Source organism: Methylobacter sp. Wu1 (assembly GCF_036553575.1).
Taxonomy (GTDB): Bacteria; Pseudomonadota; Gammaproteobacteria; order Methylococcales; family Methylomonadaceae; genus Methylobacter.
Genome location: NZ_JAZHOC010000031.1, coordinates 28,495 through 54,690 on the forward strand (window position 1 = coordinate 28,495; position 26,196 = coordinate 54,690).

The following is a 26,196-nucleotide window of genomic DNA, read 5'->3' on the forward strand; positions in this document are numbered from 1 at the left end:
TAAAGGATAAGCTTCGCCTGGATGAGTTACGCGTCCAGTTGCATGATCGCATCCATTTCCACGCCGGCATCTTTAGGCAGCGCGGCCACGCCGATCGCAGCGCGCGCCGGATAAGGCGCCTGAAAATAGCGGCCCATGATCTCGTTGACGATAGGGAAGTGCGACAGATCGGTTAAAAATACGTTCAGTTTGACGATGTTGGACAGATCGCCGCCGGCCGCTTCGACAACTGCTTTCAGGTTTTCGAATACCTGCGTGATCTGCGCTGAAATGTCGCCGTCGATGATGGTCATAGTGGCCGGAACCAACGGGATCTGACCCGAAAGATAAACGGTATTGCCGACTTTAACCGCTTGCGAATAGGTGCCGATGGCCTGAGGTGCTTTATCGGTCTGGATAATTTCTTTTGTCATTGTTATTCCTGTGTATCAGTTAGCAGAATGGTTAAATAGCGGGGTGAAAATCGCGTGTACCTGTGCATATTATAAGGAATCTGGCGGAAATTTTCTCGGGCCCCGTGCGGGCAGGCTGTCAGGCTGGCTTGAAATGCTGTTGTGCCCGTCTCAAAGGGCAATAAATTCGCCCCTACAAACCTGGATATAGCGGAAAGGTGAAGATTGATTTTTGAATTGGATGCTGAACTATCGGGCGCTTTGACGCTAAGCGAGTGTCTGGTTTCTAAGCTTTTACCCGATTGATTTTCAGCACAATCGATAACTCCTTCAGCCTGCGCATGATCTGGGCCAGATGCACGCGGTCCTTGACCGTCAGCGTGATCAGGTCAACCGAAACGCGGTCGTCCTGATCGACCACGGAGACATTTTCGATGTTGGAATTCAGTTCCGAGATGGTCGAGGCAATGGTAGCCAGCGAGCCGCGCTGATTCAGTATTTCTATGCGAATTTCGGCCGGAAAATCGCCGACGGCGTCCGGACTCCATTCGACATCCAGCCAGCTGGCCTGTTTTTTTCTGGCTTCGATGCGGTTACGGCATTCGTGATGGTGCACAACAATACCGCGGCCGGGATTGAAAAAGCCGATGATCGAATCGCCCGGAATAGGCCGGCAGCATTTCGCCAGCGTAATGACCATGCCTTCCGTGCCTTTGATAATCAGAGGATTCCTTACGCCGCTCTCGCTGGTGTCGAGTTTGACAGCCGCATGCACATCATCCTGCGTGAGGCGCTTGGCGATCAGGAACGGCATTTTATTGCCCAGGCCGATGTCTTCGAGCAATTCTTCCAGATTGTGCATGGACATCGCTTCAAGCAGTGCCATGATACGGACCTGATCGATGTTTTCCAGATGCAGATGCATGGCTTGCAGCTCTTTTTCCAGCAGTCGACGGCCGAGATTGATGGCTTCCTGCTGTTTAAAATGCTTCAGATACGTGCGTATGCTGGAGCGGGCCTTGGCGGTGATGACGTAGTTGAGCCAAAGAGGGTTGGGCCGGGCCCAGGAGGCGGTAATGACTTCCACCGTGACGCCGTTTTCGAGCGTCGATTGCAGCGGCACCAGTTGTTTGTCGATGCGGGCGGAAACGCAGGCGTTGCCGATATCGGTATGGACGGCATAGGCAAAATCGATGATGGTCGCGCCGCGCGGCAGTTTGATGATGCCGCCCTGGGGCGTAAAGACGAACACTTCCTGCGGAAACAGGTCGACTTTCAGGTTGTCGATGAATTCCAGCGAATCGCCGGCCGACTTCTGGATTTCCAGCAGTTCGCGCAGCCATTCGTTGGCGCCGGCCTGGAATTTCTCGGATTTGTCGTCGTCGGATTTGTACAGCCAGTGCGCCGCGATGCCTGATTCCGACATGCGGTGCATTTCGTGCGTTCTGATCTGGATTTCAATGGGCACGCCGTAAGGGCCGATCAGTATGGTGTGCAGGGACTGATAGCCATTGGCCTTGGGCAGTGCGATGTAGTCCTTGAAGCGGCCCGGAATGGGCTTGTACAGATTGTGTACGATGCCCAGGACGCGGTAACAATTGTCAACGTCGTCGCAATAGATCCTGAAGGCATAGACATCGAAAACATCCGAAAAGGAAATCTTTTTGTTCAGCATTTTCTGGTAGATGCTGTAAAGATTCTTTTCGCGTCCGGCGACCTCGCAGTGCAGGCCGGCTTGTTCCAGACGGTTTTTTATCGCGCTTTCAATGGTGTCGACGATCTTGCGACGATTGCCGCGGGCTTTTTTGACCGCATTTTTCAAAATGGCATGGCGCACCGGGTACATGGCCTCGAAGCCCAGCGATTCGAGTTTGTGCCGGATATTGTTCATGCCCAGGCGGTTGGCTATCGGGGCATAGATATCGAGCGTTTCGCGGGCAATGCGGCGCTTTTTTGCGGGCTTCATGGCGCCGAGCGTCTGCATGTTGTGCAGCCGATCCGCCAGTTTGACCATGATCACGCGCAAATCCTTGGCCATGGCCATGAACATCTTGCGGACATTTTCGGCCTGGGCTTCGGCATGCGATTTGCTGTCGATTTTGGTGAGCTTGGTGACGCCGTCGACCAGTTCCGCCACTTCCTGGCCGAACTGTTTGGCTAATTCTTTCTTGCTGACCGGCGTGTCTTCAATGACATCGTGCAGAATGGCCGCCATGATGCCGTGCGCATCCATGCGCATTTCAGCCAGGCTGATGGCAACGGAAATAGGGTGGCAAATATAGGCTTCGCCGGTTTTGCGAAATTGGCCGGCATGAGCGGCGGCACCGAACTCATAGGCGCGGACAATTTCATCGATCTGAGCCTGATCCAGATAGTCGCCCAAGGTCTCGCACAAACGCCGGATCAGTTTGTCCTGAGGGCGTTCCAGTTCGATAGTGTCGGCGACTATATTTAACATGGATTCAGCGATTAAAACATGGTGCTGGTATTTTCGTGAGTATCGACAGTACGGTGCAGCTTGTTGACATTTTCAGTCGTGACATGACCCGCCGCAATTTCGCGTAAAGCGACAACCGTATCCTTGTCTTTATTGCGAGCGACAAATTCATCAGCACCCTTGCTGAGTTGACGGGCTCTGGTACTGGCTAATAAAACCAGTTTGAAACGGTTCTCTACGTGATCTAAACAATCTTCAACTGTGACTCTGGCCATTTTTAAACCTAATAAATTAAGAGATCAGTCCATTCGACAGGACTGACAGGGATCCGTTTCATTCAGCCGTTGAGCTAAATGAAATAAAGAGGCGATGCATTATATAAAAAACACCGCCCGACTTAAACCTCTAGGCGCGTGATTTTAAAATGGAAACGGCCGGAAGTTCTCTGCCTTCGAGAAATTCCAGAAACGCGCCGCCGCCGGTAGAGGTGTAGGAGACCCGATCGTTGATGCCGTATTTATCGATCGCCGCCAGCGTGTCGCCGCCGCCGGCAATCGAGAAGGCACTGCTTTCGGCGATGGCCGTAGCCAGGGACTTCGTGCCGTTGCCGAACTGATCAAACTCGAACACGCCGACCGGGCCGTTCCAGACAATGGTGCCGGCCGATTTCAGCAGTTGCGCGTAGTGTTTGGCCGTTTCGGGGCCGATATCCATGATCATGTCATCGGCTTCGACGTCCTCGACTTTCTTGACCGAAGCGATGGCGGTTTCCGAGAATTCCTTCGCACACACGACATCGGTCGGTACAGGAATATCAGAGCCGCTGCGCTTGGCCATCTCGATCAGTTGCTTGGCTTCGTCAAGCAGGTCTTCTTCGTACAGCGATTTGCCGACAGGAAAGCCTGCAGCCGCAATAAACGTATTGGCAATGCCGCCGCCGACGATCAGCTGGTCGACTTTTTCAGACAACGACTTCAGCACTGTCAGCTTGGTGGAAACTTTAGAGCCGCCGACGATCGCGACCAGCGGTTTGACCGGCGTTTCCAGCGCTTTGCCCAGTGCGTCCAGTTCGCTGGCCAACAGAGGGCCGGCGCAGGCGACAGGCGCGTATTTGGCGACGCTGTGCGTCGAGGCCTGCGCCCTGTGCGCGGTGCCGAAGGCATCCATGACAAAGATATCGCAGAGCGCGGCCATTTTCTTGCCTAACTCGTCACTGTCTTTGCCTTCGCCGGCATTGAAGCGCACGTTCTCGCACAGCACGACTTCACCCGGCTTGATGTCAATGCCGTCCAGCCAGTCTTTCTCCAGCCTGACGGGTTGATCGAGCAGTTCCGATAAGTGCTCGGCTACCGGCTTTAATGACGCCTCTTCCGAATATTGGCCTTCAACCGGCCGGCCCAGGTGCGATAACAGTATGACGGCGGCGCCGCCTTCCAGGGCTTTTTGAATGGTTGGCAGGCTGGCTCGAATGCGGATGTCGCTGGTGACTTTGCCGTTTTTCACAGGCACGTTCAGATCCTCACGGATCAGTACGCGTTTGCCTGACAAATTCAGATCGACCATTCTTTTAATCGACATAGTAGACTCTCCTGTTTATGTTATTTATTGGTATTTTTTTGACAATTATTTCAGACAAAGTCCGATTATGATTTGGCCTTGTACTGACTTATCGAAATAGCACCGCCACGCTGATCACGACGGCGCTGGCCAGGATAGCCCATACCGTCCGGCGGTGGTTGCTTTCCATTTGCTGGCGCAGCAGGGCGAGTTCGCGGTTATGCGCTTCGGCATTGGGCCTTGCATGCGCGGCATTGTCCAGGGCTTTATAAATCAGCGAAGGGACTTCCGGAAACTGCTCGGCCAGTTCCGGGAACTGTTTGATGATTCTGTCGATTTTGGCTTTAGGGCTCATGCGTTCATGAAACCATTTTTCCAGAAACGGTTTGGCCGTTTGCCACAAGTCCAGATCGGGATAAAGCTCGCGCCCGAGGCCTTCGATATTGAGCAGCGTTTTTTGCAGCAAGACCAGTTGCGGCTGCACGTGCATGTCAAAGCGCCGCGCGGTCTGGAACAGACGCAGCAGCAACTGCCCGAAGGAAATGTCCTTGAGCGGCTTTTCGAAGATCGGCTCGCACACGCTGCGTATGGCCGATTCGAATTCTTCTATGCGCGTCGAGCCGGGTACCCAGCCGGATTCGACGTGCATTTGCGCGACCCGGCGGTAATCGCGATTGAAGAAGGCCAGGAAGTTCTCGGCCAGATAGCGCTGATCGGACAAGGACAATGAGCCGACGATGCCGAAGTCAACGGCGATATATTTGGCCGGCAGATCGACGAAGATATTGCCGGGGTGCATATCGGCATGAAAAAAGTTGTCGCGGAACACCTGGGTGAAAAAGATTTCCACGCCGCGTTCGGCCAGCAATTTGAAATCGGCGCCGCCTTCGCGCAGCGCTGCGATTTCGCCGACCGGAATGCCCTGAATGCGCTCCATGACCATGACTTTCTGGCGCGTCAGCGGCCAGTGGATTTCCGGGATGTAAATAACGTCCGAACCTTCGAAGTTGCGGCGCAATTTGGCGGCATTGGCGGCTTCGCGGATCAGGTCAAGCTCGTCCAGCGTTGTTTTTTCAAATTCGGCAACGACTTCCAGCGCGCGCAGCCGCCTTGCGTCGGGCCAGAATCTTTCGGCGAAGCGGGCCAACTCATAAAGCAGGCCTACGTCGGAGTGGATGCGTGCTTCGATATCGGGACGCAGAACCTTAACGACGACCTGCTCGCCGCTGTGCAGCACGGCCGTATGAACTTGCGCGACCGAGGCCGAAGCCAGAGGTTCCTGATTGAACTCGGCAAAGGCTTCGGAAACAGGCATGCCGAGTTCCTGTTCAATAATGCCGCGCGCGACTTCGCTCGGAAACGGCGGAACTCTGTCTTGCAATTTGACCAGTTCATCGGCAATGTCATCGGGGAGCAGGTCTTTCCGGGTCGACAGCGCCTGGCCGAATTTGACGTAGATAGGCCCCAGATCTTCCAAGGCGCGACGAATACGCACGCCTCGCGGAGCAGTTTGCCGCTTGAGCCAGTAGTTGGGGGAGAAAACGGCCAGGAATCGAACGGGGCGGAATAAATGGGTTTTTAAAACGATCTCGTCCAGGCCGTGAAAGACCAGAACCCAGTTAATATGGATCAGGCGCAATAATATTTTAGGGCGGATCACGTATTTACCTTTGGTTGTAGAGTGGGCGCGGCTTTTCGTGCCCACCGGAGAGGATGTCAGTAGAGCAAGACCGGTTTTATTTCTGCTTTAAACTCGCCAGTGCATCGTCCAGACGTTCAATCCGGCTTGACAGGCGGTCAAAATCGGAGCGCAGTTCATCAACTTGTCGACAAAAAATATCCATTTCCGGGGCGGCCGGCAGATCGCGCGTTTCTTCCTGCAGAAATTCCGCCGCGTTCAGCCGGAAAGTTTCAATGGAATCTTTTCCCCAGCGTTGGCCGGCGCGGAAAAACCGGCCGATCTGATGTGCGATGATATCGCCGGTGTAGTGCGACAGTTTTTCTTCCAGATCGATGTCCAGCTTATCGAACAGTTCCTGAAATTTGCGGCCGGTGTGCATGTCGCCTTCAATTTTCACTTCACCGGAGAAAATGGAGCGCATCGGTTTTGAGCTGAGCCCCATCAGGCCCAGCGCCCAGATCGAGCCGGTGAGGCGGGTGTCGGGTTCGCCGACGAAGTGATCCAGACACTGGATGGATTCCGTCGTCGGGCACAGGTAAACGGTTTCATTGAACGGTAGGATCGTAACGGCGATGACTTTGCCGGCCAATGGTTCCAGAAAATAGCGGCTATCCGGGTCCAGGGAAAGGTACTGGTTGAGCGCGGTTTCCAGTACGCCGGCCAGCAACGGTTTGATCGCCATGCTAGATTTTATAACCTCTGTGTATGGCTACGATGCCTTGCGTCATGTTGAAATATTCGCAGCGCTCAAAGCCGGCATTTTCCATCATTTTTTTCAGTTCATCCTGTTTCGGATGCATGCGGATGGATTCGGCCAGGTAGCGGTAACTGTCTTCATCCTTGGCTACGACTTTGCCGATTTTGGGCAGCAGATTGAATGAATAAAAATCGTAGACTTTTTCGGTCACTTTGTCGGTCGGGTGCGAGAATTCCAGCACGATGACGCGGCCGCCGGGTTTCAGCACTCTGTACATGGAGCGCAAGGCGGCATCCTTGTCGGTTACATTGCGCAGGCCGAAGCCTATGCAGACGCAGTCGAAGGTATTGTCTTCAAAAGGCAGGCATTCGGCATTGACCTGGGCATAGCGGATATTGCCGACCAGTCCTTTGTCGATCAGGCGGTTGCGGCCCGTGCGCAGCATTTCGGAGTTGATGTCGGCCAGCACTATCTGGCCGTCCTTGCCGACGCGTTTTTCGAACAATATGGTCAAATCGCCGGTGCCTCCGGCCAGATCGAGCACGCGCTCGCCTTTGCGCACATTGCTCAGTTGCACGGCAATGCGCTTCCAGATGCGGTGAATGCCCATCGACATCAGATCGTTCATGATATCGTATTGTCCCGCCACGGAATCAAACACGCCGCGGACCAGTTTGACTTTGTCCTCTTTGGCTACCTGTTTAAAACCGAAATGGGTGGTGTTGTCGTTTGTCATTGTCATGCTTGGTATTTTTTAATGTTCTGTCGATGCTTTGCGGTGATAGCCCGCCGCTTCCAGTCTATGGAGATAATCGGCCCATAAGATCTGATATTCGGCGCCTAGCGTGTACAATAAATCCCATGTGTAAATGCCGCTGCTATGGCCGTCGCTGAATTTCGGGGCAATGCCATAGTTGCCCACCGGCTTGATCTCTTCAATCGTGACGTCTTCCTTGCCGACCTGCAGCACTTCCTGGCCGGGCGCGTGACCGACCGTTTCAGCCGATTGCGTATAGACGCGCAGGTATTCATAAGGCAGCTTGAAAACGCTGCCGTCGTCAAAACTGATCTCCAGCAGGCGGGACACCTGATGCAGCTTTATCTCAGTGGGTAGGGTATGACAGGGTTGTACAGTCAGGCGCATGATTTACAAAATATAACGGCTCAGATCTTCATCTTGCACGAATTCGGACAGATGCCCATCAACATAAGCGGCATCGATGACGATGTTTTTCTCGATGAGGTCAGGCCCGTTATAGGAAATATCTTCCAGCAGTCGTTCCAGTATTGTGTGCAGGCGTCTGGCGCCGATATTTTCCGTTTTTTCATTGACCTGGAAGCCCAGTTCGGCAATCCGCTGGATGCCGTCGGGAGCGAATGTTACCGAGACGCCCTCTGTTGCCAGCAAGGCTTGATATTGTTCGGTCAATGAAGCATTCGGTTCGGTCAGAATGCGTACGAAATCATCGGCTGTCAGCGCATCGAGTTCAACGCGAATAGGAAAACGGCCCTGCAGTTCGGGGATCAGGTCGGAAGGTTTGGTCAAATGGAAAGCGCCGGACGCAATAAACAGCACATGATCGGTTTTGATGGTGCCGTACTTGGTACTGACAGTGCTGCCTTCAACCAGCGGCAACAGATCGCGCTGCACGCCTTCGCGGGAGACTTCGCCGCCGCTGCCGCCGAGCTCTGAGCGTTTGCAGATCTTGTCGATTTCATCGAGAAAGACGATGCCGTTCTGTTCCACCGCTTCCACGGCGCGCGCTTTAATGTCTTCTTCGTTGATCAGCTTGGCTGCCTCTTCTTCCTGAAGCACTTTCAAGGCTTTGCTGATTTTCATCTTGCGCGATTTTCTTTTGCCCGTGCTCAGGTTTTGGAACATGCCTTGCAACTGGTTGGTCATTTCTTCCATGCCGGGAGGCGCCATGATTTCGACGCCTAAAGGGGCGACATGTACGTCGATTTCTATCTCCTTGTCGTCCAGATCGCCTTCACGCAGTTTCTTGCGCATTTTCTGGCGGGTCGATTCCTCGGTATCGGACAGCATGCCGCTGCCGGCTCGCGGCAACAGGATATCCAGAATTTTTTCCTCGGCAGCGTCGTAAGCGCGGTTCTGGACCTTTTCCATTTCCGCCATGCGCGTCATTTTGACGGCCGTATCGGCCAGATCGCGGATAATCGATTCGACATCGCGGCCGACGTAGCCGACTTCAGTAAATTTAGTGGCTTCTATCTTGATGAAAGGCGCATTGGCCAGACGTGCAAGGCGGCGGGCGATTTCGGTTTTGCCGACGCCGGTAGGGCCGATCATCAGGATGTTTTTCGGAGTGATTTCTTCGCGTAAGGCGGCATCGACCTGCTGGCGGCGCCAGCGATTGCGCAACGCAATAGCGACGGAGCGTTTGGCGCTGGCCTGGCCGATAATGTGCTTGTCCAGCTCGCTTACAATTTCTTTAGGGGTCATCTGAGTCATTCGTTTACTCGTTAGGATCTGCGTCCAGTTCTTCTATGGTCAAATTGTGATTGGTATAGATACAGATATCGCCGGCTATTCTTAATGATTTTTCGACGATTTCGCGGGCGCTTAAATCGGTATTTTCCAACAAGGCGCGTGCGGCCGCCTGCGCAAAAGCACCGCCGGAACCAATGGCCATCAAGTCATGCTCAGGCTCAATGACATCGCCGGTACCGGAAAGAATCAGGGAGGTTTTGCCGTCGGCAATTGTCAGCAGGGCTTCCAGCTTGCGCAGGGCGCGGTCTGTTCGCCAGTCTTTGGCCATTTCTACGGCGGCGCGCGTCAGGTTGCCGCGGTGTTTTTCCAGCTTGCCTTCGAAATGTTCGAACAGGGTGAAGGCATCGGCCGTAGCGCCGGCAAAACCGGCAATAACCTTGTCATGGTATAGACGGCGCACTTTGCGGGCGTTGCCCTTCATGACCGTATTGCCCAAAGTGACTTGGCCATCGCCGCCAATCACCACTTTGCCGTCGCGGCGAACAGAAAGAATGGTTGTACCTCTAAAACTCACTTTAAAATCCCAAAGTTACGAATATGATTACGCCAATTCTACATGGTCTGGATTTAAATGTGGTAGAAAATAAAACAATTAACTATCGAACGACAGTTCTTAAGATGTCTGCGTTAATTGGAAGTTCAGCAAAGTAGGCTATGCTGAATGCATTTTTTAATGAAAAGGGCACTTTATGGAAGCGCTGGATCAAATTTCAACGACGCTGGCATTAACAATGGGACTGGCCTGGGCCAGCGGCATTAATCTTTACGCGACGCTGTTCATGCTGGGGTATCTTGCCAACACCGGCAATCTGAATTTGCCGCCGGATTTGCAGATGGTCGCGAACCCGATGGTGATGGGGGCGGCCGGGGTCATGTATTGCATCGAGTTTTTCGCCGATAAAATACCCGGCGTGGATACAGGCTGGGATACGCTGCATACGTTTATCCGCATTCCTGCCGGCGCAATGCTGGCGGCCGGCGCTGTCGGCGACCTGAATCCTGCGGTTGAACTGGCGGCGGCAATATTGGGTGGCGGTCTGGCGGCCGGCACGCATGCGACCAAGGCCGGCACGCGGGTACTGATCAATGCTTCGCCGGAGCCCTTCAGCAACTGGCTCGCATCCGTTGGCGAAGATATTGCCGTTATCGGCGGGATTTGGGCCTCTGTCAATCATCCGGGGCTGTTTTTGATAGCATTGGTATTGTTTGTCCTGCTGATGATCTGGCTGTTGCCGCGAATATGGGTGGGCATGAAAAAGGTATTTCGCTTTATTATCAAACTGTTCCGAAAGGAAGAGAGCCCGGTGAACGCAAATTCGCCGGAATGAAATCATTTTTTTATTGACGGGCCTAAGATAATCGGTTTTAATGGCGCTCTTTTTGTAGTGCCGCCCAGGTAGCTCAGTCGGTAGAGCAGAGGACTGAAAATCCTCGTGTCGACGGTTCGATTCCGCCCCTGGGCACCATTGCAAAAAATTAACAAGAAAAACAGCATCACCTCAAGAAGCCCAGGTAGCTCAGTCGGTAGAGCAGAGGACTGAAAATCCTCGTGTCGACGGTTCGATTCCGCCCCTGGGCACCATGAATTCCAAAGGCTCCGATTTATCGGGGCCTTTTTTATTTTGGCCTGCTTGTCAACAAGGCTCCAGCATAGAAAATCCCCCGTCCGCATTAAAAAGTCCCGACAAAGCCAGTCTGCATTCTCAATGTGTTTCTGCAATGAAAATATGTTCAGCTAGTGTTAAGAAACAAATTCTAGAATTGCACTAAAATAATTAAAAAGCTTAACGATATTTCCCCGTTAGGCTTTACTGAATCACAATTAAAGAGGGATACAATGAAAAAATTATTCATCTTGGCGCAATTGACTTTGGCAATAGCTGGATATTCTTCTTTCGCATCTGCCGATGGCCATCATCACCATCATGGGCATCATCACCATCATCATGGCTGGGATTATCATCCGCATACAGAGGTTTATCATTACTATCCTCAACGCGAAGTTATTCACCATCATTACGCGCAGCCCGAGGTTCATCATTACTATCCTCAGCCGCCGGTTAACTATTATCCGGACAGAGGTTATTATGACCAACGAACAGGAGCGGGGTTCGTCGGTGGTGTTTTAGGCAGCGCTTTGGGTTATGAGATCGGTCAAGGCGATCCTGTCGCAGCCGGTTTAGGCGCAGCCGCTGGCTCTTACATCGGCAATCGGCATTAATTTGACGAGATCGTGATAAAAAAAGGCTCCCGGTGCTTACACCGGGAGCTTCTTCAAACAAAATGACGGGATAAAGTCATTGTTTTGCTGTCTCGCATCGAAATAAAACTTAGCCAGCTGTGCAGCTGCAGCATTACTGTTCGTAATGCATGACGTTGCTGGCAATAGCTGCGGATGCAAACAGTACGGTCGAAATAATAAATTCGCCTGAAATAAAGCCAAGAATACCGCTGATGAAGATCAGGCCGATCAGAATATCTTTTTGAAAATTATTCATATCAATATCCTCATGGTTTTAAATCTGTCGTTTGAATTGCAATTAAGACTATACGGATATTTCCTGTATTAACAATGCCTGAAAAATTAGATAATTTGTTTCTTTAATTGAAATAGTCGCTTGTTAATCAAGAGCTTGTCATTCAAATGGCTTTGTAATTGTCAGGCAGTCATTACCTGAAGTGCAGCAACGATATCGCTTTACTAAGACAGCGACAGTCATATCGCCTTAGGCTTCTTCAGGTTTTCCACATTTAAATCAAGTGATGGCAAAAGCAGAAGTTGAGAATCTGCTTTACATGCGGGAGTTTGTGTATTAAAAGATTATCATAAACTTATTTTGCTCAATAGTTGGGAGTATGCAAATGCCAAGCATGATTAATATTCAACGCCGCAGATTGTTGAAATTTGCTGGACTGACGGCTGCAATGGCCGCAGTTTACCCGTTCTTATCATATGCGGAAGGCATGATAGGGATGGGCAATCAGGCATCAAGTGATTTTGATCCGGATGTGGAGATTGAATTAAAGCAGGAAGTTGTCGATATCCCAATCTTCAGAGGGCCTGAAACGCGGGTCTGGAAAGTTTTCGGCAAAGTCCTGAAAGGCCCTGAAACCGCTATAGTTAATCATGCCGAGAGCTATATCGCGCCGACCATACAGTTGCAAAAAGGGCAGAAAGTCAGGATTATCCTGAAGAACAATTTGCCGGCACAATCCATTTTGCACTGGCATGGTTTACATGTTCCTTCCAAAATGGACGGCAATCCCATGTATGCCATTAATCAGGGTCAGACATTCGTTTATGAGTTCAAAGTCCTGAATCGTGCCGGATTTTATTGGTACCACGCTCATACGCACGGCGTCACCGCCAAGCAGGTCTATTCAGGCCTGGCAGGACTCTTTATCGTCAGTGATCAGGAAGAACAGGCTTTGGATCTGCCTAAGGGCGAATACGATGTGGCCCTGGCTATTCAGGACCGCACATTCGATGACCAAAACCAGTTGTATTATAACAATCACATGATGCAGCGCATGCAGGGATTTCTGGGCAATCAGATCGTGGTCAATGGTCAGCCCGATTATGTCTTGCCGGTTGCCAGCCGGGCTTATCGTCTGAGATTGCTGAACGGTTCCAATTCGCGTATTTATAAGCTGGCCTGGGATGACGGTACGCCTATGACTGTTATTGGTGTCGATGGCGGTCTGCTGGAGCGCCCGGAACGGCACGCCTATATCATGCTGGCCCCAGGCGAGCGGCGCGAGATCTGGATGGATTTCAGCGGTAAAGCGGTAGGGACCGAACTGACTTTGCGCAGTCTTTCGTTTGATGGCTCCATGTTCGGCGGCATGATGGGGGGCATGCATGGCGGCATGGGCATGATGGGAAGAATGCGTGGCAGAATGATGGGAGGCATGCATGGCGGCATGATGTCCGGCGGCGACTTGCCTTTAGGCGGTGATTATGCCGTATTGAAGGTCAGGGTTTCCAAACAGGTACAGGCTCAGGACAAACTGCCTGAGCACTTGTCCGCTATAAAACCGTTGCGCCTGCAGGATGCGGCCAATGCCGACAGTCCTAGAAATATCCTGTTGTCCATGCGTCATATGTCCGCCTTGCTGAATGGCCGCTCCTACGCAATGGATGATATTCGGGATGATGAAATTATTCCGGTTAATACCCTGCAGGCTATCGCATTCGATAATGGTTTCGGTGGCGGCATGGGTATGGGCGGCATGATGATGTCAATGCCGCATCCCATGCATATGCATGGCGAGCAATTTCAGGTGCTGAAGCGTGAAATTGATCCGCGCTTTAGAGCGGGATATGAGACTGTTGAAGCGGGCTTTGTTGACGGCGGCTGGAAAGATACCGTACTGGTCATGCCGGGGGAGAAGGTTACGGTTCTGAAGCCGTTTAACGATTATAAAGGCGTGTTCATGTATCATTGCCACAATCTTGAACATGAGGACATGGGCATGATGCGGGATTTTCTTGTTAAATAGGCTGATCGGCGATATTGGCTTTTTGGGACTGAATTTAAAGAATCAGAGGCAGTCATGGGTGATTACCAGCATATTTTACTGGCCGTGGATTATTCCGGGCATGACGGGGCGGTAGCCCGAAAAGCCAAGGCGTTGGCAAGAAAATATCAGGCCAGACTGAGCATTATTCATGTGCTGGATAATATTCCCATGCCTGATATGCCGTATGGCGCCGTGATTCCGCTGGATCAGGATTCTGGCTATGATTTGCTGGAGGCGGAGAAATCCCAACTAATTCAAATAGCGGATGAGATGGGTGTTGAGCATGCTAGCCGGTGGCTGGTCTGGGGCGTGCCTCATCAGGAAATTGTAGCGGCTGCCGAGCGCGAAAAAGCCGACCTTATTGTGCTGGGTTCGCATGGTCGGCATGGCCTGGCGTTGTTGTTGGGTTCAACGGCCAATAGTGTGCTGCATGAAGCCAACTGCGATGTCATGGCGGTGCGTTTGCAAGATAGTGAGTCCAAACATTTTATTTAAATTTTGAAGAGTAGAAATGACAAGGCCGAAAATCAGGCAAGTGGTCCTCGATACCGAAACCACGGGCCTTAATCCCCAGGAAGGGCACAGAATCATTGAAATCGGTTGCGTGGAGCTGGTCAATCGCCGGTTAACGCAGAACCGGTTTCATGTCTATATCAACCCCGACCGCATCATTGACCAGGGCGCCATCGAGGTGCATGGCATTACCAATGAATTTTTGGAGGATAAGCCGCGCTTTGAGGATATTTTTGAAGATTTTATCGCGTTTATCCGCGGCGCCGAGCTGATCATTCATAATGCGCCGTTCGATGTCGGGTTTATCAATCATGAATTTTCGCTGCTCAATAACGGAACCGGCAGCGTCGCCGATTACAGCGAGGTGTTCGATACCCTGACCTATGCCCGCAAGAAGCATCCAGGGCAGAGAAACAGCCTGGATGCGCTTTGTAAACGCTATGGCATCGACAACAGCCACCGCGATCTGCACGGTGCGTTATTAGACGCCGAGATTCTGGCCGATGTATTCCTGGTCATGACCGGCGGTCAGTTTTCCTTGCTTGATGAAGATCTGGCGGAACAGGAAGAAGTCGGCATGAGCAGGGTGGTCAGTGCTTTGTCGGTTGATCGTCCCGCGCTGAAAATTATCCGTTGTAATGAAGAAGAGCAGCAGGCGCATCAGCAGCGTTTGGAAGCTATCGATAAAGCCAGCGGCGGCGCCTGTATCTGGAATCAGTAAGATTATGCTAGTCGAAGGGCGACCGGTTGGTCGCCCCTGGTGTTTTTTATCAATCGGCGGCTTTTGACTTGGCTCGCCTGGATGTGGAACTCATCCGTTTTTTACTTTTCGCCGCTTTTTTAGCGCCATCGTCCGTTTTTTCGGATCCTGGTCCAACCTTTGATATATTAAGCGGCTGGCCTACCACCCGGACTTTCTTCAGCTCCTGAAACAATGCCTTGGGCATGCCTGTGGGCAGTTCCACGGTGCTGTAATCGTCTTCAATTTTAATGCGTGCGATATGCTCGCCGTCAAGGCCAGTTTCGTTGGCTATGGCGCCGACAATATTGCCGGGTTTTACGCCGTGTTTGTGGCCGACTTCGATGCGGAACAATTCCATTTCGATGTCTGCGCTGCTGCGCCTGGATTTGCGCTCTTTTGGTGCGCGTTCTTCCTTGGATGATCGTTCCGGTCTGGACGGCTTTTCTTCTCTGCTTTCTTTGGTCTTTTTAGGCGGCTGCATCAGCAGCGGCGTATCGCCTTGCACCATTTTAGCCAGAGCGGCGGCTATTTCGAGTGCCGAGACGTTATGTTCCTGCTGGTATTGCTCCAGCAATTGGCTGAAAAAGCTGAGTTCTTCCGCCGCCAGCGTATCGGTAATATTCTGTTTGAAACGGGCGATGCGCTTGTTGTTGATGATTTCGGTCGAAGGCAGGCCCATCTCTTCAACTTTTTGCTTGGTCGCTTTTTCTATGTTGGCGAGCAGCTTTTTTTCCCGCGGCGCGATAAACAGAATGGCATCGCCGGTACGTCCCGCGCGGCCGGTTCTGCCGATGCGGTGAACATAGGATTCGGTATCGTACGGGATGTCATAGTTGACGACATGCGTGATGCGGTCTACGTCCAGACCGCGAGCCGCCACGTCTGTAGCAATTAAAATGTCCAGTTTGCCGTTTTTCAGATTGGCAATCGTGCGTTCGCGCAGGGCCTGCGACATGTCGCCGTTGATGGCGGCGGCGGAAAAGCCGCGCGCTTCCAGTTTCTCGGCCAGTTCAACGGTAGCGGTTTTGGTTCTGACGAAGATAATCATGCCGTCGAAGGTTTCGACTTCCAGGATGCGCGTCAACGCGTCCAGTTTGTGCACGCCGCTGACCATCCAGTAGCGCTGCCGTATGTTCTCGGCCGAGGTGGTCGTAACTTTGATGGTAACCTGCACCGGGTCAACCAGATATTCCTGCGCGATCTTGCGGATGGCCGGCGGCATGGTCGCCGAGAACAAGGCAATCTGCCGTTCTTCAGGAATCTCCCCAAGTATCCATTCCACGTCGTCGATAAAGCCCATGCGCAGCATTTCGTCGGCCTCGTCAAGCACCAGATAACTTAAGCCGTCCAGTTTCAGCGTGCCTTTGCGCATGTGGTCCATGACCCGTCCCGGCGTGCCGACTACGATATGGGCGCCGCGTTTGAGCTGGCGAAGCTGAGAACTGTAATCCTGTCCGCCGTAAATGGGCAGCACATGGAAGCCTTTTAAATGTGCGGCATAACGCTGAAATGCTTCCGCCACCTGGATGGCCAGTTCGCGTGTCGGCGCCAGCACCAGGACTTGCGGGTCTTTTTGCTTGAGATCCAGGCGCGACAGGATAGGCAGCGCGAAGGCTGCGGTTTTGCCGGTGCCTGTTTGCGCCTGGCCCAGCACGTCTCTGCCTGCCAGCAAATGCGGAATAGTTTGTGCCTGAATCGGCGAAGGTGTTTCATAACCGACATCATCCAGTGCGCGCAGCACCGGTTCGCTCAGCGCTAAGTCACGGAAAGAGGGTAATGTTGAAACATCGTTGGACATGGATTTACCTGTAGGAGCAAAGAAGGCGCGTGCGCGCTGAGAAATGTTTGTTTAACTGCGCATTGTACCGCATTATAGTGGTATTTGCATAAATTGATCGGAGCTTAAAGGACGGATATGAGGATTTGGGTAGATGCGGACGCATGTCCTAATGTGATCAAGGACATCCTGTTTCGCGCGGCTGAGCGCCGACAACTTGCGCTTATTCTTGTCGCCAATCACTTTCTGGTTGTGCCGCCGTCGCGAGTGATTCGCTCCGTGCAGGTGCCGGGCGGCTTTGATGCGGCTGATCGTTATATTGTTGAGCAGTTACAGGAAAACGATCTGGTGATCACTGCCGATATCCCGCTGGCTGCCGATGTCATAGCGAAAAATGCCCATGCCCTTAATCCGCGCGGGGAGTTTTATACCAAGGACAACATCAAGGATCGGCTAGCCATGCGCGATCTCATGGACGAGTTGCGCAGCGCAGGCCAGGTATCGGGAGGACCGGCGCCGTTCGGGCAGCGGGACAAGCAGGATTTTGCCAATGCCCTGGACAGATTTCTGGCTAAATATTGAGGTTGCAATGTAATTTGTGCTTACGGGCTGAGTTTTGCTTATTAGCTTGGTATAATGGCGGCAATTTTGTAACAGTTTAATTCTGATCGAGAGAATTCATGATTCAAGGTAGTATCGTAGCTTTAGTAACGCCGATGGATGAAAGTGGTGCGGTAGACAGGGACAGTCTGAAAAAACTGGTGGAATATCATATTGAGCAGGGCACGGATGCGATCGTTGCAGTGGGTACGACAGGCGAGTCGGCGACGCTGGACGAAGATGAGCATTGTGAAGTCATCAAGCTGGTTGTCGATTATGCCGGCGGACGAATCCCCGTTATCGCCGGAACCGGTGCGAACGCGACCACTGAAGCTATTACCCTGACGCGCCGGGCCCAGGAAGCCGGCGCCGATGCCTGTCTGCTCGTGACGCCTTATTACAATAAACCGACTCAGGAAGGTTTATATCTGCACCACAAAGCCATCGCCGAAGCCGTCGATATTCCCCAGATTTTATACAACGTGCCAGGCCGCACAGCCTGCGATATGCTGCCTGAAACGGTGGGCCGTCTGTCCCATATCGGAAACATTGTCGGCGTTAAGGAAGCGACCGGCGATCTGTCCCGGGTTAAACAAATCCGCGATTTAACGGGAGATGATTTCGCTCTCTACAGTGGTGACGATGCGACCAGCCGTGAATTCTGCCTGCTGGGCGGCAACGGTACAATTACCGTGACGGGCAACGTGGCGCCCAAACTGGTCCACGAGATGATTATGGCGGCGATCAAGGGCGATAGTGAAACGGCTTCGGCAATTGATGCCAAACTGGCGGGCTTGCATAAAAACCTGTTCATTCAGTCCAATCCGATTCCGGTCAAATGGGCCGTTGCGGAAATGGGCTTGATGGGCAAAGGCATACGCCTGCCGCTGACCTGGCTGACCGAAGACTGTTTTGACGCCGTACGCGAGGCGATGCGTCAGGCGGAAGTTATATAAGCCCATGATGAAATCCAGATTAGGCTCGCTCGTTGTTGCTGCGGCTGTGTTGGGCGGAGTGACGGCTTGCTCCACTATTCAAAGTTATTTTCCGGACAAGGAAAAAGATTATCAGTTCACCACGGAAATTCCGCCGCTGAAACTGCCGCCCGATCTGGACAAGAACGCGGCGTTAAGTGTTCCTGCTGCGGATTTGGTTGAAGCGTCAGCGCCTGAACAGACGCAGACAACATCCGTTGAGCCTCCGGCGGAAGAAGAGGCCGAGACACCGCGCGTCATTCCGGTTGAACTGGTTAAATTCGAAAGCGGAGCGACCCGCTTACGCATCGGTGCGCCGGTCTCAAGGGCCTGGCGCATGGTCGGCAAGGCGTTAAGCCGGAAGTCGGTGGAAGTCATCGAGCGCAATCAGGAAGATGCGCTGTATCGTGTCCAGTATGATCCGGATGAACAGCCTGTAGAAGACGGGTCGCTATGGGATGAGGTCGTTTTTATGTTCAAAGGCGTTCAGGCTAATGAACAGGAATATATTCTCAAACTGGTAGCCAACAACCGGCACTCCGAAGTGGCTGTTCTGGATAAAGACCGGCAACCGATAACCGAAGGCCCGGGGTTGAAATTACTGACCCTGTTACAGGAAACTCTGACAGCCGATCAGTCTGAATAAGCTTCGTTTGGCATTGCGCCGAGTGCATATGCGCAAAAAATTTGTCTATACAAAAGCCCCCAAGCGCACTTGCAAAGCCGGGCGGCTGGGGCCGCCCCAAAGATTATTTTTTTAATTCTTCACTCTTATTTCCTATGTTAAAAATCCCCGGAACTTCTGCTCTTTCTGACTTTCGCGTTCAAAAACTGCTGGCTGAACTGCAGGCAATCGAATCAACGGTCAAGACGGTCTCGGCGAGGTTTGTGCACTTCGTCGACCTGGAAAATGATCTGAATGACAGCCAGAAAGCAGTATTGGATCAGCTGCTGTCCTATGGTTCTTCTCTACCGGCTGAGATTGGCGGAACTGAGCGTTTGTTGGTTATTCCACGGTCAGGCACGATTTCGCCCTGGTCCAGCAAGGCGACCGAGATCGCCCAGCGTTGCGGCTTGTCCGCCGTCAACCGTATCGAGCGGGGCATTGAATATAGGCTTGATGCCCAGGCGCCTCTTTCGGCTGCTGTCAAGGGACGCCTGGCGGCCTTGCTGCATGACCGCATGACGCAGACTGTGGTATACGGCGAAGCCGAGCCGGATCTGTTTGCCCATCACGAACCTCAACCCTTACTGAGCGTGGCGATCATCGAGCAGGGCCGTGAAGCGCTGGCCAAAGCCAATGTTGAATTGGGTCTGGCGTTATCGGACGATGAAATCGATTACCTGACCGACAGCTTCAAGGCGCTCGGCAGGAATCCGACCGACGTCGAATTGATGATGTTCGCCCAGGCCAACTCGGAACATTGCCGCCACAAAATCTTCAATGCCGACTGGACCATAGACGGTGTGGCGCAGGCGCAGTCGCTGTTCCGCATGATACGCAACACAGCCGAAAAAAGCCCGGCAGGCATCCTGTCGGCCTACAGCGATAACGCCTCGGTGATCGAAGGCTCATCAGCACAGGTTTTCATCCGCGATGCCCAAACGCACGAATATGCCTATGTCGAAGAAGAGGCGCATGTGCTGATGAAGGTGGAAACGCATAACCACCCTACGGCCATTTCACCGCATCCAGGGGCGGCGACCGGTTCCGGCGGCGAAATCCGGGACGAAGGCGCGACTGGGCGGGGTTCTACGCCGAAAGCCGGTCTGACCGGATTTTCCGTATCGCACCTGAAAGTGCCCGAGTATCTCCAGCCCTGGGAAGACGATAACGGCAAGCCTGACCGTATCGCATCGGCGCTGGACATCATGCTCGAGGGCCCGATCGGCGGCGCGGCCTTCAATAACGAATTCGGCCGGCCCAATCTGGCCGGCTATTTCCGAAGCTTCGAGCAGCCTGCGCCGGGCAGTAGCGGCAATGAATTCAGGGGCTACCACAAACCGATCATGATCGCGGGCGGGGTGGGCAACATTCGCCCGATGCTGGTCAAGAAACAGCCGATTCCGGCCGGTTCGCTGATCATCATTCTGGGCGGTCCAGCCATGCTGATCGGCCTGGGCGGCGGCGCGGCTTCGTCGCAGGCTTCTGGCGAGAGTTCCGAAACGCTCGATTTCGCTTCCGTACAGCGCGAGAACCCGGAAATGGAGCGCCGTTGCCAGGAAGTCATCAACCATTGCAATTCTTTGGGCGACGAGACGCCTATTGTTTCCATCCACGACATCGGCGCTGGCGGTTTGTCCAATGCCGTGCCTGAGATCATTCACGACTGCGAGCGCGGCGGCCGCTTCGAACTGCGCAACGTGCACAATGCCGACAAAGGCATGTCGCCGATGCAGATCTGGTGTAACGAAGCACAGGAGCGCTATGTCGTCGCCATCAAGCCAGAATCCCTGGAATTGTTCAAGTCCTTCTGCGAGCGCGAGCATTGTCTGTTCGCGGTCATAGGCGAAGCGACGGATGAAGAGCATTTGGTACTGAACGATGCCTGGTTCGGCGATAAGCCGGTCGACCTGCCGATGTCGGTACTGTTCGGCAAGCCGCCGAAAATGCACCGTCAGGCGGAACATGTGCAGCCGCAATTGAGCGAGCTCGATACCAGCGGCATCGAGTTGAATGAAGCCGTCAAGCGCGTGCTGTCGTTTCCGGCCGTTGCCGACAAAAGCTTCCTGATCCATATCGGCGACCGTTCCGTAACCGGTCTGGTGGCGCGCGACCAGATGGTCGGCCCCTGGCAGGTGCCGGTGGCCGATGTGGCCGTGACTGCTTCGGGTTTTCATGCGCTGACCGGCGAAGCCATGGCCATGGGCGAGCGTACGCCGATTGCCGTGATTGACGCACCGGCGTCGGGGCGCATGGCGATAGGCGAGGCCTTGACTAACCTGGCGGCGGCAAGCATCGATTCATTGCAGAAAATCAAACTGTCCGCCAACTGGATGGCGGCGGCAGGTTTTCCGGGCGAAGATGCGGCCTTGTTCGATACCGTCAAGGCGGTCGGCATGGACTTGTGTCCGCAGTTGGGCATTGCCATACCGGTAGGCAAGGACTCGCTGTCCATGAAAACGGTCTGGAAAGACCACGCCGGCGAGAAAACCATGACCTCGCCGTTGTCGCTGATCATCACCGCGTTCGCGCCGGTGTCCGACATCGGCAAGACCCTGACGCCGCAGTTGAGAACCACTCCGGGCGAGCACAGCGTACTGATCCTGATCGATTTGGGCGCGGGCAGAAACCGTCTGGGCGGCTCGATACTGGCGCAGGTTTACAAACAGCTCGGCAACGAGTGTCCCGATCTGGACGATCCGGCTTTATTCAAAGCTTTCTTCGATGCGATCCAGGAACTGAACAGTCAGGATAAGCTGCTAGCCTATCACGACCGCTCCGACGGCGGTCTGTTGGCTACGGTCGCCGAAATGATGTTCGCCGGACGTCTGGGCGTATCGATGATGCTGGATCATCTGGGCGATGATGTCTTGGCGGCCTTGTTCAATGAAGAGCTAGGCGCCGTGATACAGGTTCGCCAGAGCGATTGCGAGGAAGTCATCGACCTGCTGCGCGATGCCGGTTTGATAGACTGCACTTACGTTATCGGTAATGTCATTGAAGAACCGCAATTGTCGATCAGTCATGCCGGTAAACTGGTTTATTCAGCCGGCCGCGCCGAAATGCAGACGGTCTGGTCCGAGCTCAGCTATCGCATGCAGGCCTTGCGCGACAATCCGGACTGCGCGAAGCAACAGTTCGAGCGCATCGCCGACGACCATGATCCGGGCCTGAATGTCCGGCTGACTTTCGATGTCAACGACGATGTCACCGCGCCTTTCGTGGCTGCGGCAAGGCCCAAGGTCGCGATTCTGCGCGAGCAGGGCGTCAACGGCCACGTCGAGATGGCGGCGGCGTTCGACCGCGCCGGCTTCACCAGCATCGACGTGCACATGAGCGATATCATCGAAGGCCGCGTCAGCCTGAATGAATTCAGAGGCCTTGTGGCCTGCGGCGGCTTCTCCTACGGCGATGTTCTGGGCGCGGGCGGCGGCTGGGCCAAATCGATCCTGTTCAATCCGCGTGCGCGTGATGAGTTTGCGGCGTTTTTCCAGCGCCAGGATACGTTCGGCCTGGGCGTCTGCAACGGCTGCCAGATGATGTCGGGGCTGAAAGACATTATCCCCGGCGCCGATCACTGGCCGCGCTTCATGCGCAATACGTCCGAGCAATTCGAGGCGCGCGTGGCCCTGGTCGAAGTTAAAAAATCGCCGTCCATTCTGTTTGCCGGCATGGAAGGCTCCAGAATGCCTGTAGTGATTTCGCATGGCGAAGGCCGTGCCGAGTTCGCCGCTGACCCTGCCTTAGCCCTGGATGCCGAAGCGGTGGCTTTATGCTATGTCGACAACTACGGCGAAGTGGCGGCGCAGTTTCCGGCCAATCCTAACGGTTCGCCGTTCGGCATCACCGGCCTGACTACGGCTGACGGCCGGTTTACTATCATGATGCCGCATCCTGAGCGTTGTTTCAGGACGCTGCAGAATTCATGGCATCCGGATGACTGGCAGGAGTATGGGGCCTGGATGCGCATGTTCAGGAATGCCAGGGTGTGGGTTGGCTAGATAATCGACCTGCCAGGGTAAGAGCCGCACAGACTGGGAATTTCGAGGTCTGTGCGGTTTGAGAATTTGCCCGGCTTGGCGGATGCGGTTCGTATCACACAGCATCCGCCAAGCTCAACCAAACTCGTATCCTCGATCTGCCCAGTAGTGCCAATCACCGACAGCTTCTATTGTGTCCTCATCCGCACTAATCGGTTCAAGTTGCGCCAATGGAAGACCCATCGAGTGCCCTTTCCACTTCACCATAACGAACATCTCATGCATACAACCATCCTCTGGCGCCATACTCTCAGCAGTGACCTCCTCACCTTTGCGAAGCGGTGAAATTGAACGCTCTCGTATGCAGCGGGCCTTGAAAGGGAAGGCGATCCTGTCCTGGAGATAGTAATACCACCCTATCGCTTGCTCTTCCGGACAGTAAGCGTCAACGATGGCCTCCATCTTGATGCGATGCTCGCGTTCTTCGTCTTTCTTCTGCTTTTCCATTGAACGATACCTCGATTTGAATCGTGAGTTATATGAGTGGAGCGCTCCGAACCTTATAATGTCTGAATTCACCGGCGCTGCACGGCTTTATTACGCAACACCCGGTGAAATGATGGGTTGGGCACCTGTTGCACCCAGCGCCACGAACTCGCCTTCGAATCGCCCCGCTACTTTGCCATCGAAATTCAATACAGAGGTGACTGTGATCCGGGCCTTACCCCGGCGTTTGAGCATGCGAAGAAACTGCCCCCAGGCTTCAGCGCTTTCGATGGCTGCCTCAGCGGTGAATGTTCCGTCTATTGGCAACTCATAAGACATCGTGTTCCGTTGGATGACCAAGCGGCTTGCTATGCCTTCGCCGGATAAACGGGTGTGCAGCAGAGACCACGCTGCCAAAATTGCCACGGCGGACGCGCTTCCGCCAAAGACGGTATCACGGTGATTGATGTTCGGCACAAGAGGCGCGCTCAGGATGACGGTTTCAGGTTGTACCTGGATTACGCCGATTTCCATCGCCTTTGAAAGGGGGATGTGGTCGTGAAGATATTTCTCTAACTCACTCGGAGACATGCATTAGTTTCCTTAAGGTGTTCAACGTTGAATTTAGTCGACGCTTGGAGCGTAGCAGAAAGCGGTCGGCTGGAACAACTTGTCCGGTGTCGTCGCAGTAGGTAAATAAGGCTCAATGTTCTTGAGTGCATTGGCGACGAAAGCTTCTTTCTCCCCAACCGGAGCGACGTAATGGAGCGCGGCAGAAGCGGCTTCCAGTCCCTCGGTCCTCGCAATGAGCCAGCCGGCCAAGTAAGATGAAGCAAGGCATCCGCCTGCGGTCGCGATGTTGCCATGAGCAAAGAATGGCTGGTCCAGAACCTCAATCCCCGCTTCTTGTACCCACGGTTTTGTCGTCAGATCCGTACATGCAGGAACAGCCCCTAACAACCCAAGCTTGGCCAAAATTAACGCACCTGAGCATTGCGCGGCAATAAGTTGACGTTCGGGTTGAAGGGAGAGCCTACCCATCAACTCGGGATTGCTGATAATCTGTCGCGTCTGAGCCCCGCTCCCAACAATAACGATATCAGCCGAGGTGGCGTCCTCAAGCATTGACTGCGCATGTACGGTGACACCGTTCATAGACGTAACTTCCGGCTCTGGACAACAGATCGTCACTCGCCAGTCTGGTTTCTTGATGCGATTCAGGATACCGAGAGCAATTAGTGAGTCGAGTTCATTGAAGCCTTGAAATGTAAGAATGGCAATGTGCATTGGTTGATGGTCCTTGTGAATGAGTTATGACAATTAACGTTTGAATTAGCCGACGCGTGCCTTGTGTGCATTTAGGTTTAATGAAGAGCTAGAGGGTTGCATCGGTTGAAATGAACTCGATAGGATGCGGTTCGTGCCTCACCGCATCCTACCGCGCTTTTGTATTGAGTTAGGCGGAGATGGAATTTGTCGTTCGTAACTCACCCGAACCTACCGTGGTCGCCATAAAAACGTTTCCAGCAAGCTAGGCAACCACAAAATATGCCGCCCACTACAAGAAACGACAGAAGTAAAACATAGACTAACTCGACATCTGCTGAACGCTCAACAGATTGCACGCCTAGCCAATCAATAACAGCGTTACCGATGCTTCTCAGTGGGGACGGAAAACTATCTGGATTCAAGTACCAAAATTTGGTTAGCAACACAGTTGCACACAAGATGAGAAAACCTATAACAACTCTAGTTAACCACTTTTTCATTTGACCGTAACCATACCGTACGCCTTCAGAGCACTGCCAGGAATTACTTCTGGCGACTTGCTACGAAGGATGGCACGAATTTGATGGAAATGAGAGAGCTCATTTATCGTTATACACCCTTCGCTACGACCAAGTGGGCCCTTCGGGTGAAGACGAAAATTACCTCTTTTTACCTGATCGCAAAACATCTCATCATTAATTTGCCCATCGTCTGCATAAAGTGCAAACCATTCTCCGTGTTCATTAAACAGATCGCGAAGCCAACCAAGGCGACCTCCATGTTCGCGATCGACTATGAAGTACTTTCCTGGCGGAATTGGTCCTGCCCCTTTCACGCAGGCCAGCGGACGTTTATTGGCATTTTGACCAAGACTGGAGAAAGCTGGAAATGATATTGCGCCTATCTTGAAATCGCTCATCGGTTTGCCGTTCAATTCAAAACTACATTCGAACATTTATCTTTCTTTTTCGATTTATAAGTTGAGCCTAACGATAAAGCTCACCAGCGGAGTCCGATGCAACGTCAAGTTAGGCCAGTACCCTTGATGTGCGCTCATACTAATGATCTTTCGTACCGAATAAAGCCAGTGTGTGATGCCACTTTGTCGTACAGAGCTCTAGCAGTTTCATTGGAGCTTTGCGTCAGCCAATAAATCCTTGGCGACTCTTTTAACTTGGCCTGCCATGCCACATACTCTATGAGCGCACGCCCAATCCCTCTGCCTCTGCTCTCTTCATCGACAAACAAGTCTTAAAGGTAGCAAACGTCAGAATGATGTGTCAACACTTTTCCGGACACACGGTTAAGCCGCTTTATGCAGCAATTCATAATCCATGGGCGACCTATAGCCATTGGCCGAATGTAATCGCTCGCGGTTGTAAAAGACCTCA

General features: G+C 53.1%; 25 protein-coding genes and 2 tRNA genes. 11 read left to right on the forward strand and 16 right to left on the reverse strand.

Annotation, left to right across the window (positions count from 1 at the left end):
* Nucleotides 1-26 precede the first annotated feature (26 nt).
* The 10 genes from V2P20_RS03105 to hslV all read right to left on the reverse strand — a co-directional run bounded on the left by V2P20_RS03105 (nucleotide 27) and on the right by hslV (nucleotide 9,790).
* Nucleotides 27-413 (reverse strand): RidA family protein, encoded by a 387-nt coding sequence (locus V2P20_RS03105; protein WP_331816022.1) that lies wholly within the window; start codon nucleotides 411-413, stop codon nucleotides 27-29.
* Nucleotides 414-678: 265 nt separating this feature from the next.
* Complete coding sequence (locus V2P20_RS03110) at nucleotides 679-2,850, reverse strand: RelA/SpoT family protein (protein ID WP_331816024.1); 2,172 nt, start codon at nucleotides 2,848-2,850, stop codon at nucleotides 679-681.
* Nucleotides 2,851-2,861: 11 nt separating this feature from the next.
* Nucleotides 2,862-3,104 (reverse strand): DNA-directed RNA polymerase subunit omega, encoded by a 243-nt coding sequence (gene rpoZ / locus V2P20_RS03115; RefSeq protein ID WP_331816026.1) that lies wholly within the window; start codon nucleotides 3,102-3,104, stop codon nucleotides 2,862-2,864.
* Between the two features lie 130 nt (nucleotides 3,105-3,234).
* Nucleotides 3,235-4,407: a phosphoglycerate kinase gene (locus V2P20_RS03120; protein ID WP_331816028.1), complete on the reverse strand. Its 1,173-nt coding sequence runs from the start codon at nucleotides 4,405-4,407 to the stop codon at nucleotides 3,235-3,237.
* Nucleotides 4,408-4,495: 88 nt separating this feature from the next.
* Entirely contained in the window at nucleotides 4,496-6,046 is a 1,551-nt protein-coding gene (gene ubiB, locus V2P20_RS03125; protein WP_331816030.1) for a ubiquinone biosynthesis regulatory protein kinase UbiB, read from the reverse strand.
* A 76-nt stretch (nucleotides 6,047-6,122) separates the two neighbouring features.
* A complete protein-coding gene (locus V2P20_RS03130) occupies nucleotides 6,123-6,749 on the reverse strand; it encodes an SCP2 sterol-binding domain-containing protein (protein WP_331816032.1) in 627 nt (208 codons plus the stop codon).
* 1 nt (nucleotide 6,750) lies between these two features.
* Nucleotides 6,751-7,500: a bifunctional demethylmenaquinone methyltransferase/2-methoxy-6-polyprenyl-1,4-benzoquinol methylase UbiE gene (gene ubiE / locus V2P20_RS03135; RefSeq protein ID WP_194970317.1), complete on the reverse strand. Its 750-nt coding sequence runs from the start codon at nucleotides 7,498-7,500 to the stop codon at nucleotides 6,751-6,753.
* 18 nt (nucleotides 7,501-7,518) lie between these two features.
* Entirely contained in the window at nucleotides 7,519-7,908 is a 390-nt protein-coding gene (locus tag V2P20_RS03140; RefSeq protein WP_331816034.1) for a DUF971 domain-containing protein, read from the reverse strand.
* Nucleotides 7,909-7,911: 3 nt separating this feature from the next.
* On the reverse strand, nucleotides 7,912-9,237 hold the full coding sequence (gene hslU, locus V2P20_RS03145) for an ATP-dependent protease ATPase subunit HslU (RefSeq protein ID WP_331816036.1): 1,326 nt from the start codon (nucleotides 9,235-9,237) through the stop codon (nucleotides 7,912-7,914).
* 4 nt (nucleotides 9,238-9,241) lie between these two features.
* Nucleotides 9,242-9,790 (reverse strand): ATP-dependent protease subunit HslV, encoded by a 549-nt coding sequence (hslV, locus tag V2P20_RS03150; protein WP_331816038.1) that lies wholly within the window; start codon nucleotides 9,788-9,790, stop codon nucleotides 9,242-9,244.
* Between the two features lie 175 nt (nucleotides 9,791-9,965).
* Here hslV and V2P20_RS03155 point away from each other — a divergent pair, with 175 nt between their 5' ends.
* The 4 genes from V2P20_RS03155 to V2P20_RS03170 all read left to right on the forward strand — a co-directional run bounded on the left by V2P20_RS03155 (nucleotide 9,966) and on the right by V2P20_RS03170 (nucleotide 11,497).
* Nucleotides 9,966-10,604, forward strand: a complete 639-nt coding sequence (locus V2P20_RS03155; RefSeq protein ID WP_331816040.1) for a DUF4126 domain-containing protein — start codon at nucleotides 9,966-9,968, stop codon at nucleotides 10,602-10,604.
* A 62-nt stretch (nucleotides 10,605-10,666) separates the two neighbouring features.
* Nucleotides 10,667-10,742: transfer RNA gene (locus V2P20_RS03160), tRNA-Phe, on the forward strand.
* Nucleotides 10,743-10,782: 40 nt separating this feature from the next.
* A tRNA-Phe gene (locus V2P20_RS03165) sits at nucleotides 10,783-10,858 on the forward strand.
* A 255-nt stretch (nucleotides 10,859-11,113) separates the two neighbouring features.
* A complete protein-coding gene (locus tag V2P20_RS03170; RefSeq protein WP_331816042.1) occupies nucleotides 11,114-11,497 on the forward strand; it encodes a hypothetical protein in 384 nt (127 codons plus the stop codon).
* A gap of 133 nt (nucleotides 11,498-11,630) precedes the next feature.
* Here the strand turns inward: V2P20_RS03170 and V2P20_RS03175 are convergent, their stop codons facing one another.
* On the reverse strand, nucleotides 11,631-11,774 hold the full coding sequence (locus V2P20_RS03175; protein ID WP_194970300.1) for a hypothetical protein: 144 nt from the start codon (nucleotides 11,772-11,774) through the stop codon (nucleotides 11,631-11,633).
* Nucleotides 11,775-12,147: 373 nt separating this feature from the next.
* Between V2P20_RS03175 and V2P20_RS03180 the strand changes: the two genes are divergently transcribed.
* Genes V2P20_RS03180 through dnaQ form a run of 3 tightly spaced genes read left to right on the forward strand, consistent with a single transcriptional unit; the run spans nucleotide 12,148 to nucleotide 15,034 of the window.
* Complete coding sequence (locus tag V2P20_RS03180; protein WP_331816045.1) at nucleotides 12,148-13,779, forward strand: multicopper oxidase domain-containing protein; 1,632 nt, start codon at nucleotides 12,148-12,150, stop codon at nucleotides 13,777-13,779.
* 54 nt (nucleotides 13,780-13,833) lie between these two features.
* Nucleotides 13,834-14,295 carry a universal stress protein gene (locus V2P20_RS03185; RefSeq protein ID WP_331816047.1) on the forward strand — a complete coding sequence of 154 codons (462 nt, stop codon included), beginning with the start codon at nucleotides 13,834-13,836 and terminating at the stop codon, nucleotides 14,293-14,295.
* Between the two features lie 16 nt (nucleotides 14,296-14,311).
* A complete protein-coding gene (gene dnaQ / locus V2P20_RS03190; RefSeq protein WP_331816049.1) occupies nucleotides 14,312-15,034 on the forward strand; it encodes a DNA polymerase III subunit epsilon in 723 nt (240 codons plus the stop codon).
* A gap of 49 nt (nucleotides 15,035-15,083) precedes the next feature.
* Here dnaQ and V2P20_RS03195 read toward each other — a convergent pair whose 3' ends face one another.
* Nucleotides 15,084-16,853: a DEAD/DEAH box helicase gene (locus tag V2P20_RS03195; RefSeq protein ID WP_331816051.1), complete on the reverse strand. Its 1,770-nt coding sequence runs from the start codon at nucleotides 16,851-16,853 to the stop codon at nucleotides 15,084-15,086.
* Between the two features lie 117 nt (nucleotides 16,854-16,970).
* Here V2P20_RS03195 and V2P20_RS03200 point away from each other — a divergent pair, with 117 nt between their 5' ends.
* The 4 genes from V2P20_RS03200 (at nucleotide 16,971) to purL (ending at nucleotide 23,071) form a co-directional block, all read left to right on the forward strand.
* Nucleotides 16,971-17,414 (forward strand): YaiI/YqxD family protein, encoded by a 444-nt coding sequence (locus V2P20_RS03200; protein ID WP_331816053.1) that lies wholly within the window; start codon nucleotides 16,971-16,973, stop codon nucleotides 17,412-17,414.
* Between the two features lie 98 nt (nucleotides 17,415-17,512).
* On the forward strand, nucleotides 17,513-18,388 hold the full coding sequence (dapA, locus tag V2P20_RS03205) for a 4-hydroxy-tetrahydrodipicolinate synthase (RefSeq protein WP_331816055.1): 876 nt from the start codon (nucleotides 17,513-17,515) through the stop codon (nucleotides 18,386-18,388).
* A gap of 4 nt (nucleotides 18,389-18,392) precedes the next feature.
* The gene (bamC, locus tag V2P20_RS03210; RefSeq protein WP_331816057.1) at nucleotides 18,393-19,052 is read left to right on the forward strand and encodes an outer membrane protein assembly factor BamC; all 660 of its coding nucleotides are present in this window, start codon (nucleotides 18,393-18,395) and stop codon (nucleotides 19,050-19,052) included.
* Between the two features lie 134 nt (nucleotides 19,053-19,186).
* On the forward strand, nucleotides 19,187-23,071 hold the full coding sequence (purL, locus tag V2P20_RS03215; RefSeq protein WP_331816059.1) for a phosphoribosylformylglycinamidine synthase: 3,885 nt from the start codon (nucleotides 19,187-19,189) through the stop codon (nucleotides 23,069-23,071).
* A gap of 114 nt (nucleotides 23,072-23,185) precedes the next feature.
* Here the strand turns inward: purL and V2P20_RS03220 are convergent, their stop codons facing one another.
* The 4 genes from V2P20_RS03220 to V2P20_RS03235 form a co-directional block, all read right to left on the reverse strand.
* Nucleotides 23,186-23,557 (reverse strand): calcium-binding protein, encoded by a 372-nt coding sequence (locus tag V2P20_RS03220; protein WP_331816061.1) that lies wholly within the window; start codon nucleotides 23,555-23,557, stop codon nucleotides 23,186-23,188.
* 90 nt (nucleotides 23,558-23,647) lie between these two features.
* A complete protein-coding gene (locus V2P20_RS03225) occupies nucleotides 23,648-24,127 on the reverse strand; it encodes a YiiD C-terminal domain-containing protein (RefSeq protein WP_331816063.1) in 480 nt (159 codons plus the stop codon).
* 33 nt (nucleotides 24,128-24,160) lie between these two features.
* Nucleotides 24,161-24,823: a DJ-1/PfpI family protein gene (locus V2P20_RS03230; RefSeq protein ID WP_331816065.1), complete on the reverse strand. Its 663-nt coding sequence runs from the start codon at nucleotides 24,821-24,823 to the stop codon at nucleotides 24,161-24,163.
* A gap of 478 nt (nucleotides 24,824-25,301) precedes the next feature.
* Nucleotides 25,302-25,760 carry a DUF2778 domain-containing protein gene (locus V2P20_RS03235; RefSeq protein WP_331816067.1) on the reverse strand — a complete coding sequence of 153 codons (459 nt, stop codon included), beginning with the start codon at nucleotides 25,758-25,760 and terminating at the stop codon, nucleotides 25,302-25,304.
* Nucleotides 25,761-26,196: the final 436 nt, after the last annotated feature.

Coding starts and splice junctions, on each gene's coding strand:
- V2P20_RS03180 (WP_331816045.1), top strand. CDS start 12,148: ATGATTAATATTCAACGCCGCAGATTGTTGAAATTTGCTGGACTGACG.
- V2P20_RS03235 (WP_331816067.1), bottom strand. CDS start 25,760: ATGTTCGAATGTAGTTTTGAATTGAACGGCAAACCGATGAGCGATTTC.
- dnaQ (WP_331816049.1), top strand. CDS start 14,312: ATGACAAGGCCGAAAATCAGGCAAGTGGTCCTCGATACCGAAACCACG.
- V2P20_RS03170 (WP_331816042.1), top strand. CDS start 11,114: ATGAAAAAATTATTCATCTTGGCGCAATTGACTTTGGCAATAGCTGGA.
- rpoZ (WP_331816026.1), bottom strand. CDS start 3,104: ATGGCCAGAGTCACAGTTGAAGATTGTTTAGATCACGTAGAGAACCGT.
- V2P20_RS03105 (WP_331816022.1), bottom strand. CDS start 413: ATGACAAAAGAAATTATCCAGACCGATAAAGCACCTCAGGCCATCGGC.
- V2P20_RS03155 (WP_331816040.1), top strand. CDS start 9,966: ATGGAAGCGCTGGATCAAATTTCAACGACGCTGGCATTAACAATGGGA.
- V2P20_RS03175 (WP_194970300.1), bottom strand. CDS start 11,774: ATGAATAATTTTCAAAAAGATATTCTGATCGGCCTGATCTTCATCAGC.
- purL (WP_331816059.1), top strand. CDS start 19,187: ATGTTAAAAATCCCCGGAACTTCTGCTCTTTCTGACTTTCGCGTTCAA.
- V2P20_RS03225 (WP_331816063.1), bottom strand. CDS start 24,127: ATGTCTCCGAGTGAGTTAGAGAAATATCTTCACGACCACATCCCCCTT.
- V2P20_RS03140 (WP_331816034.1), bottom strand. CDS start 7,908: ATGCGCCTGACTGTACAACCCTGTCATACCCTACCCACTGAGATAAAG.
- V2P20_RS03200 (WP_331816053.1), top strand. CDS start 16,971: ATGAGGATTTGGGTAGATGCGGACGCATGTCCTAATGTGATCAAGGAC.
- dapA (WP_331816055.1), top strand. CDS start 17,513: ATGATTCAAGGTAGTATCGTAGCTTTAGTAACGCCGATGGATGAAAGT.
- V2P20_RS03220 (WP_331816061.1), bottom strand. CDS start 23,557: ATGGAAAAGCAGAAGAAAGACGAAGAACGCGAGCATCGCATCAAGATG.
- ubiE (WP_194970317.1), bottom strand. CDS start 7,500: ATGACAAACGACAACACCACCCATTTCGGTTTTAAACAGGTAGCCAAA.
- V2P20_RS03195 (WP_331816051.1), bottom strand. CDS start 16,853: ATGTCCAACGATGTTTCAACATTACCCTCTTTCCGTGACTTAGCGCTG.
- bamC (WP_331816057.1), top strand. CDS start 18,393: ATGATGAAATCCAGATTAGGCTCGCTCGTTGTTGCTGCGGCTGTGTTG.
- hslU (WP_331816036.1), bottom strand. CDS start 9,237: ATGACTCAGATGACCCCTAAAGAAATTGTAAGCGAGCTGGACAAGCAC.
- V2P20_RS03185 (WP_331816047.1), top strand. CDS start 13,834: ATGGGTGATTACCAGCATATTTTACTGGCCGTGGATTATTCCGGGCAT.
- V2P20_RS03120 (WP_331816028.1), bottom strand. CDS start 4,407: ATGTCGATTAAAAGAATGGTCGATCTGAATTTGTCAGGCAAACGCGTA.
- V2P20_RS03230 (WP_331816065.1), bottom strand. CDS start 24,823: ATGCACATTGCCATTCTTACATTTCAAGGCTTCAATGAACTCGACTCA.
- V2P20_RS03130 (WP_331816032.1), bottom strand. CDS start 6,749: ATGGCGATCAAACCGTTGCTGGCCGGCGTACTGGAAACCGCGCTCAAC.
- V2P20_RS03110 (WP_331816024.1), bottom strand. CDS start 2,850: ATGTTAAATATAGTCGCCGACACTATCGAACTGGAACGCCCTCAGGAC.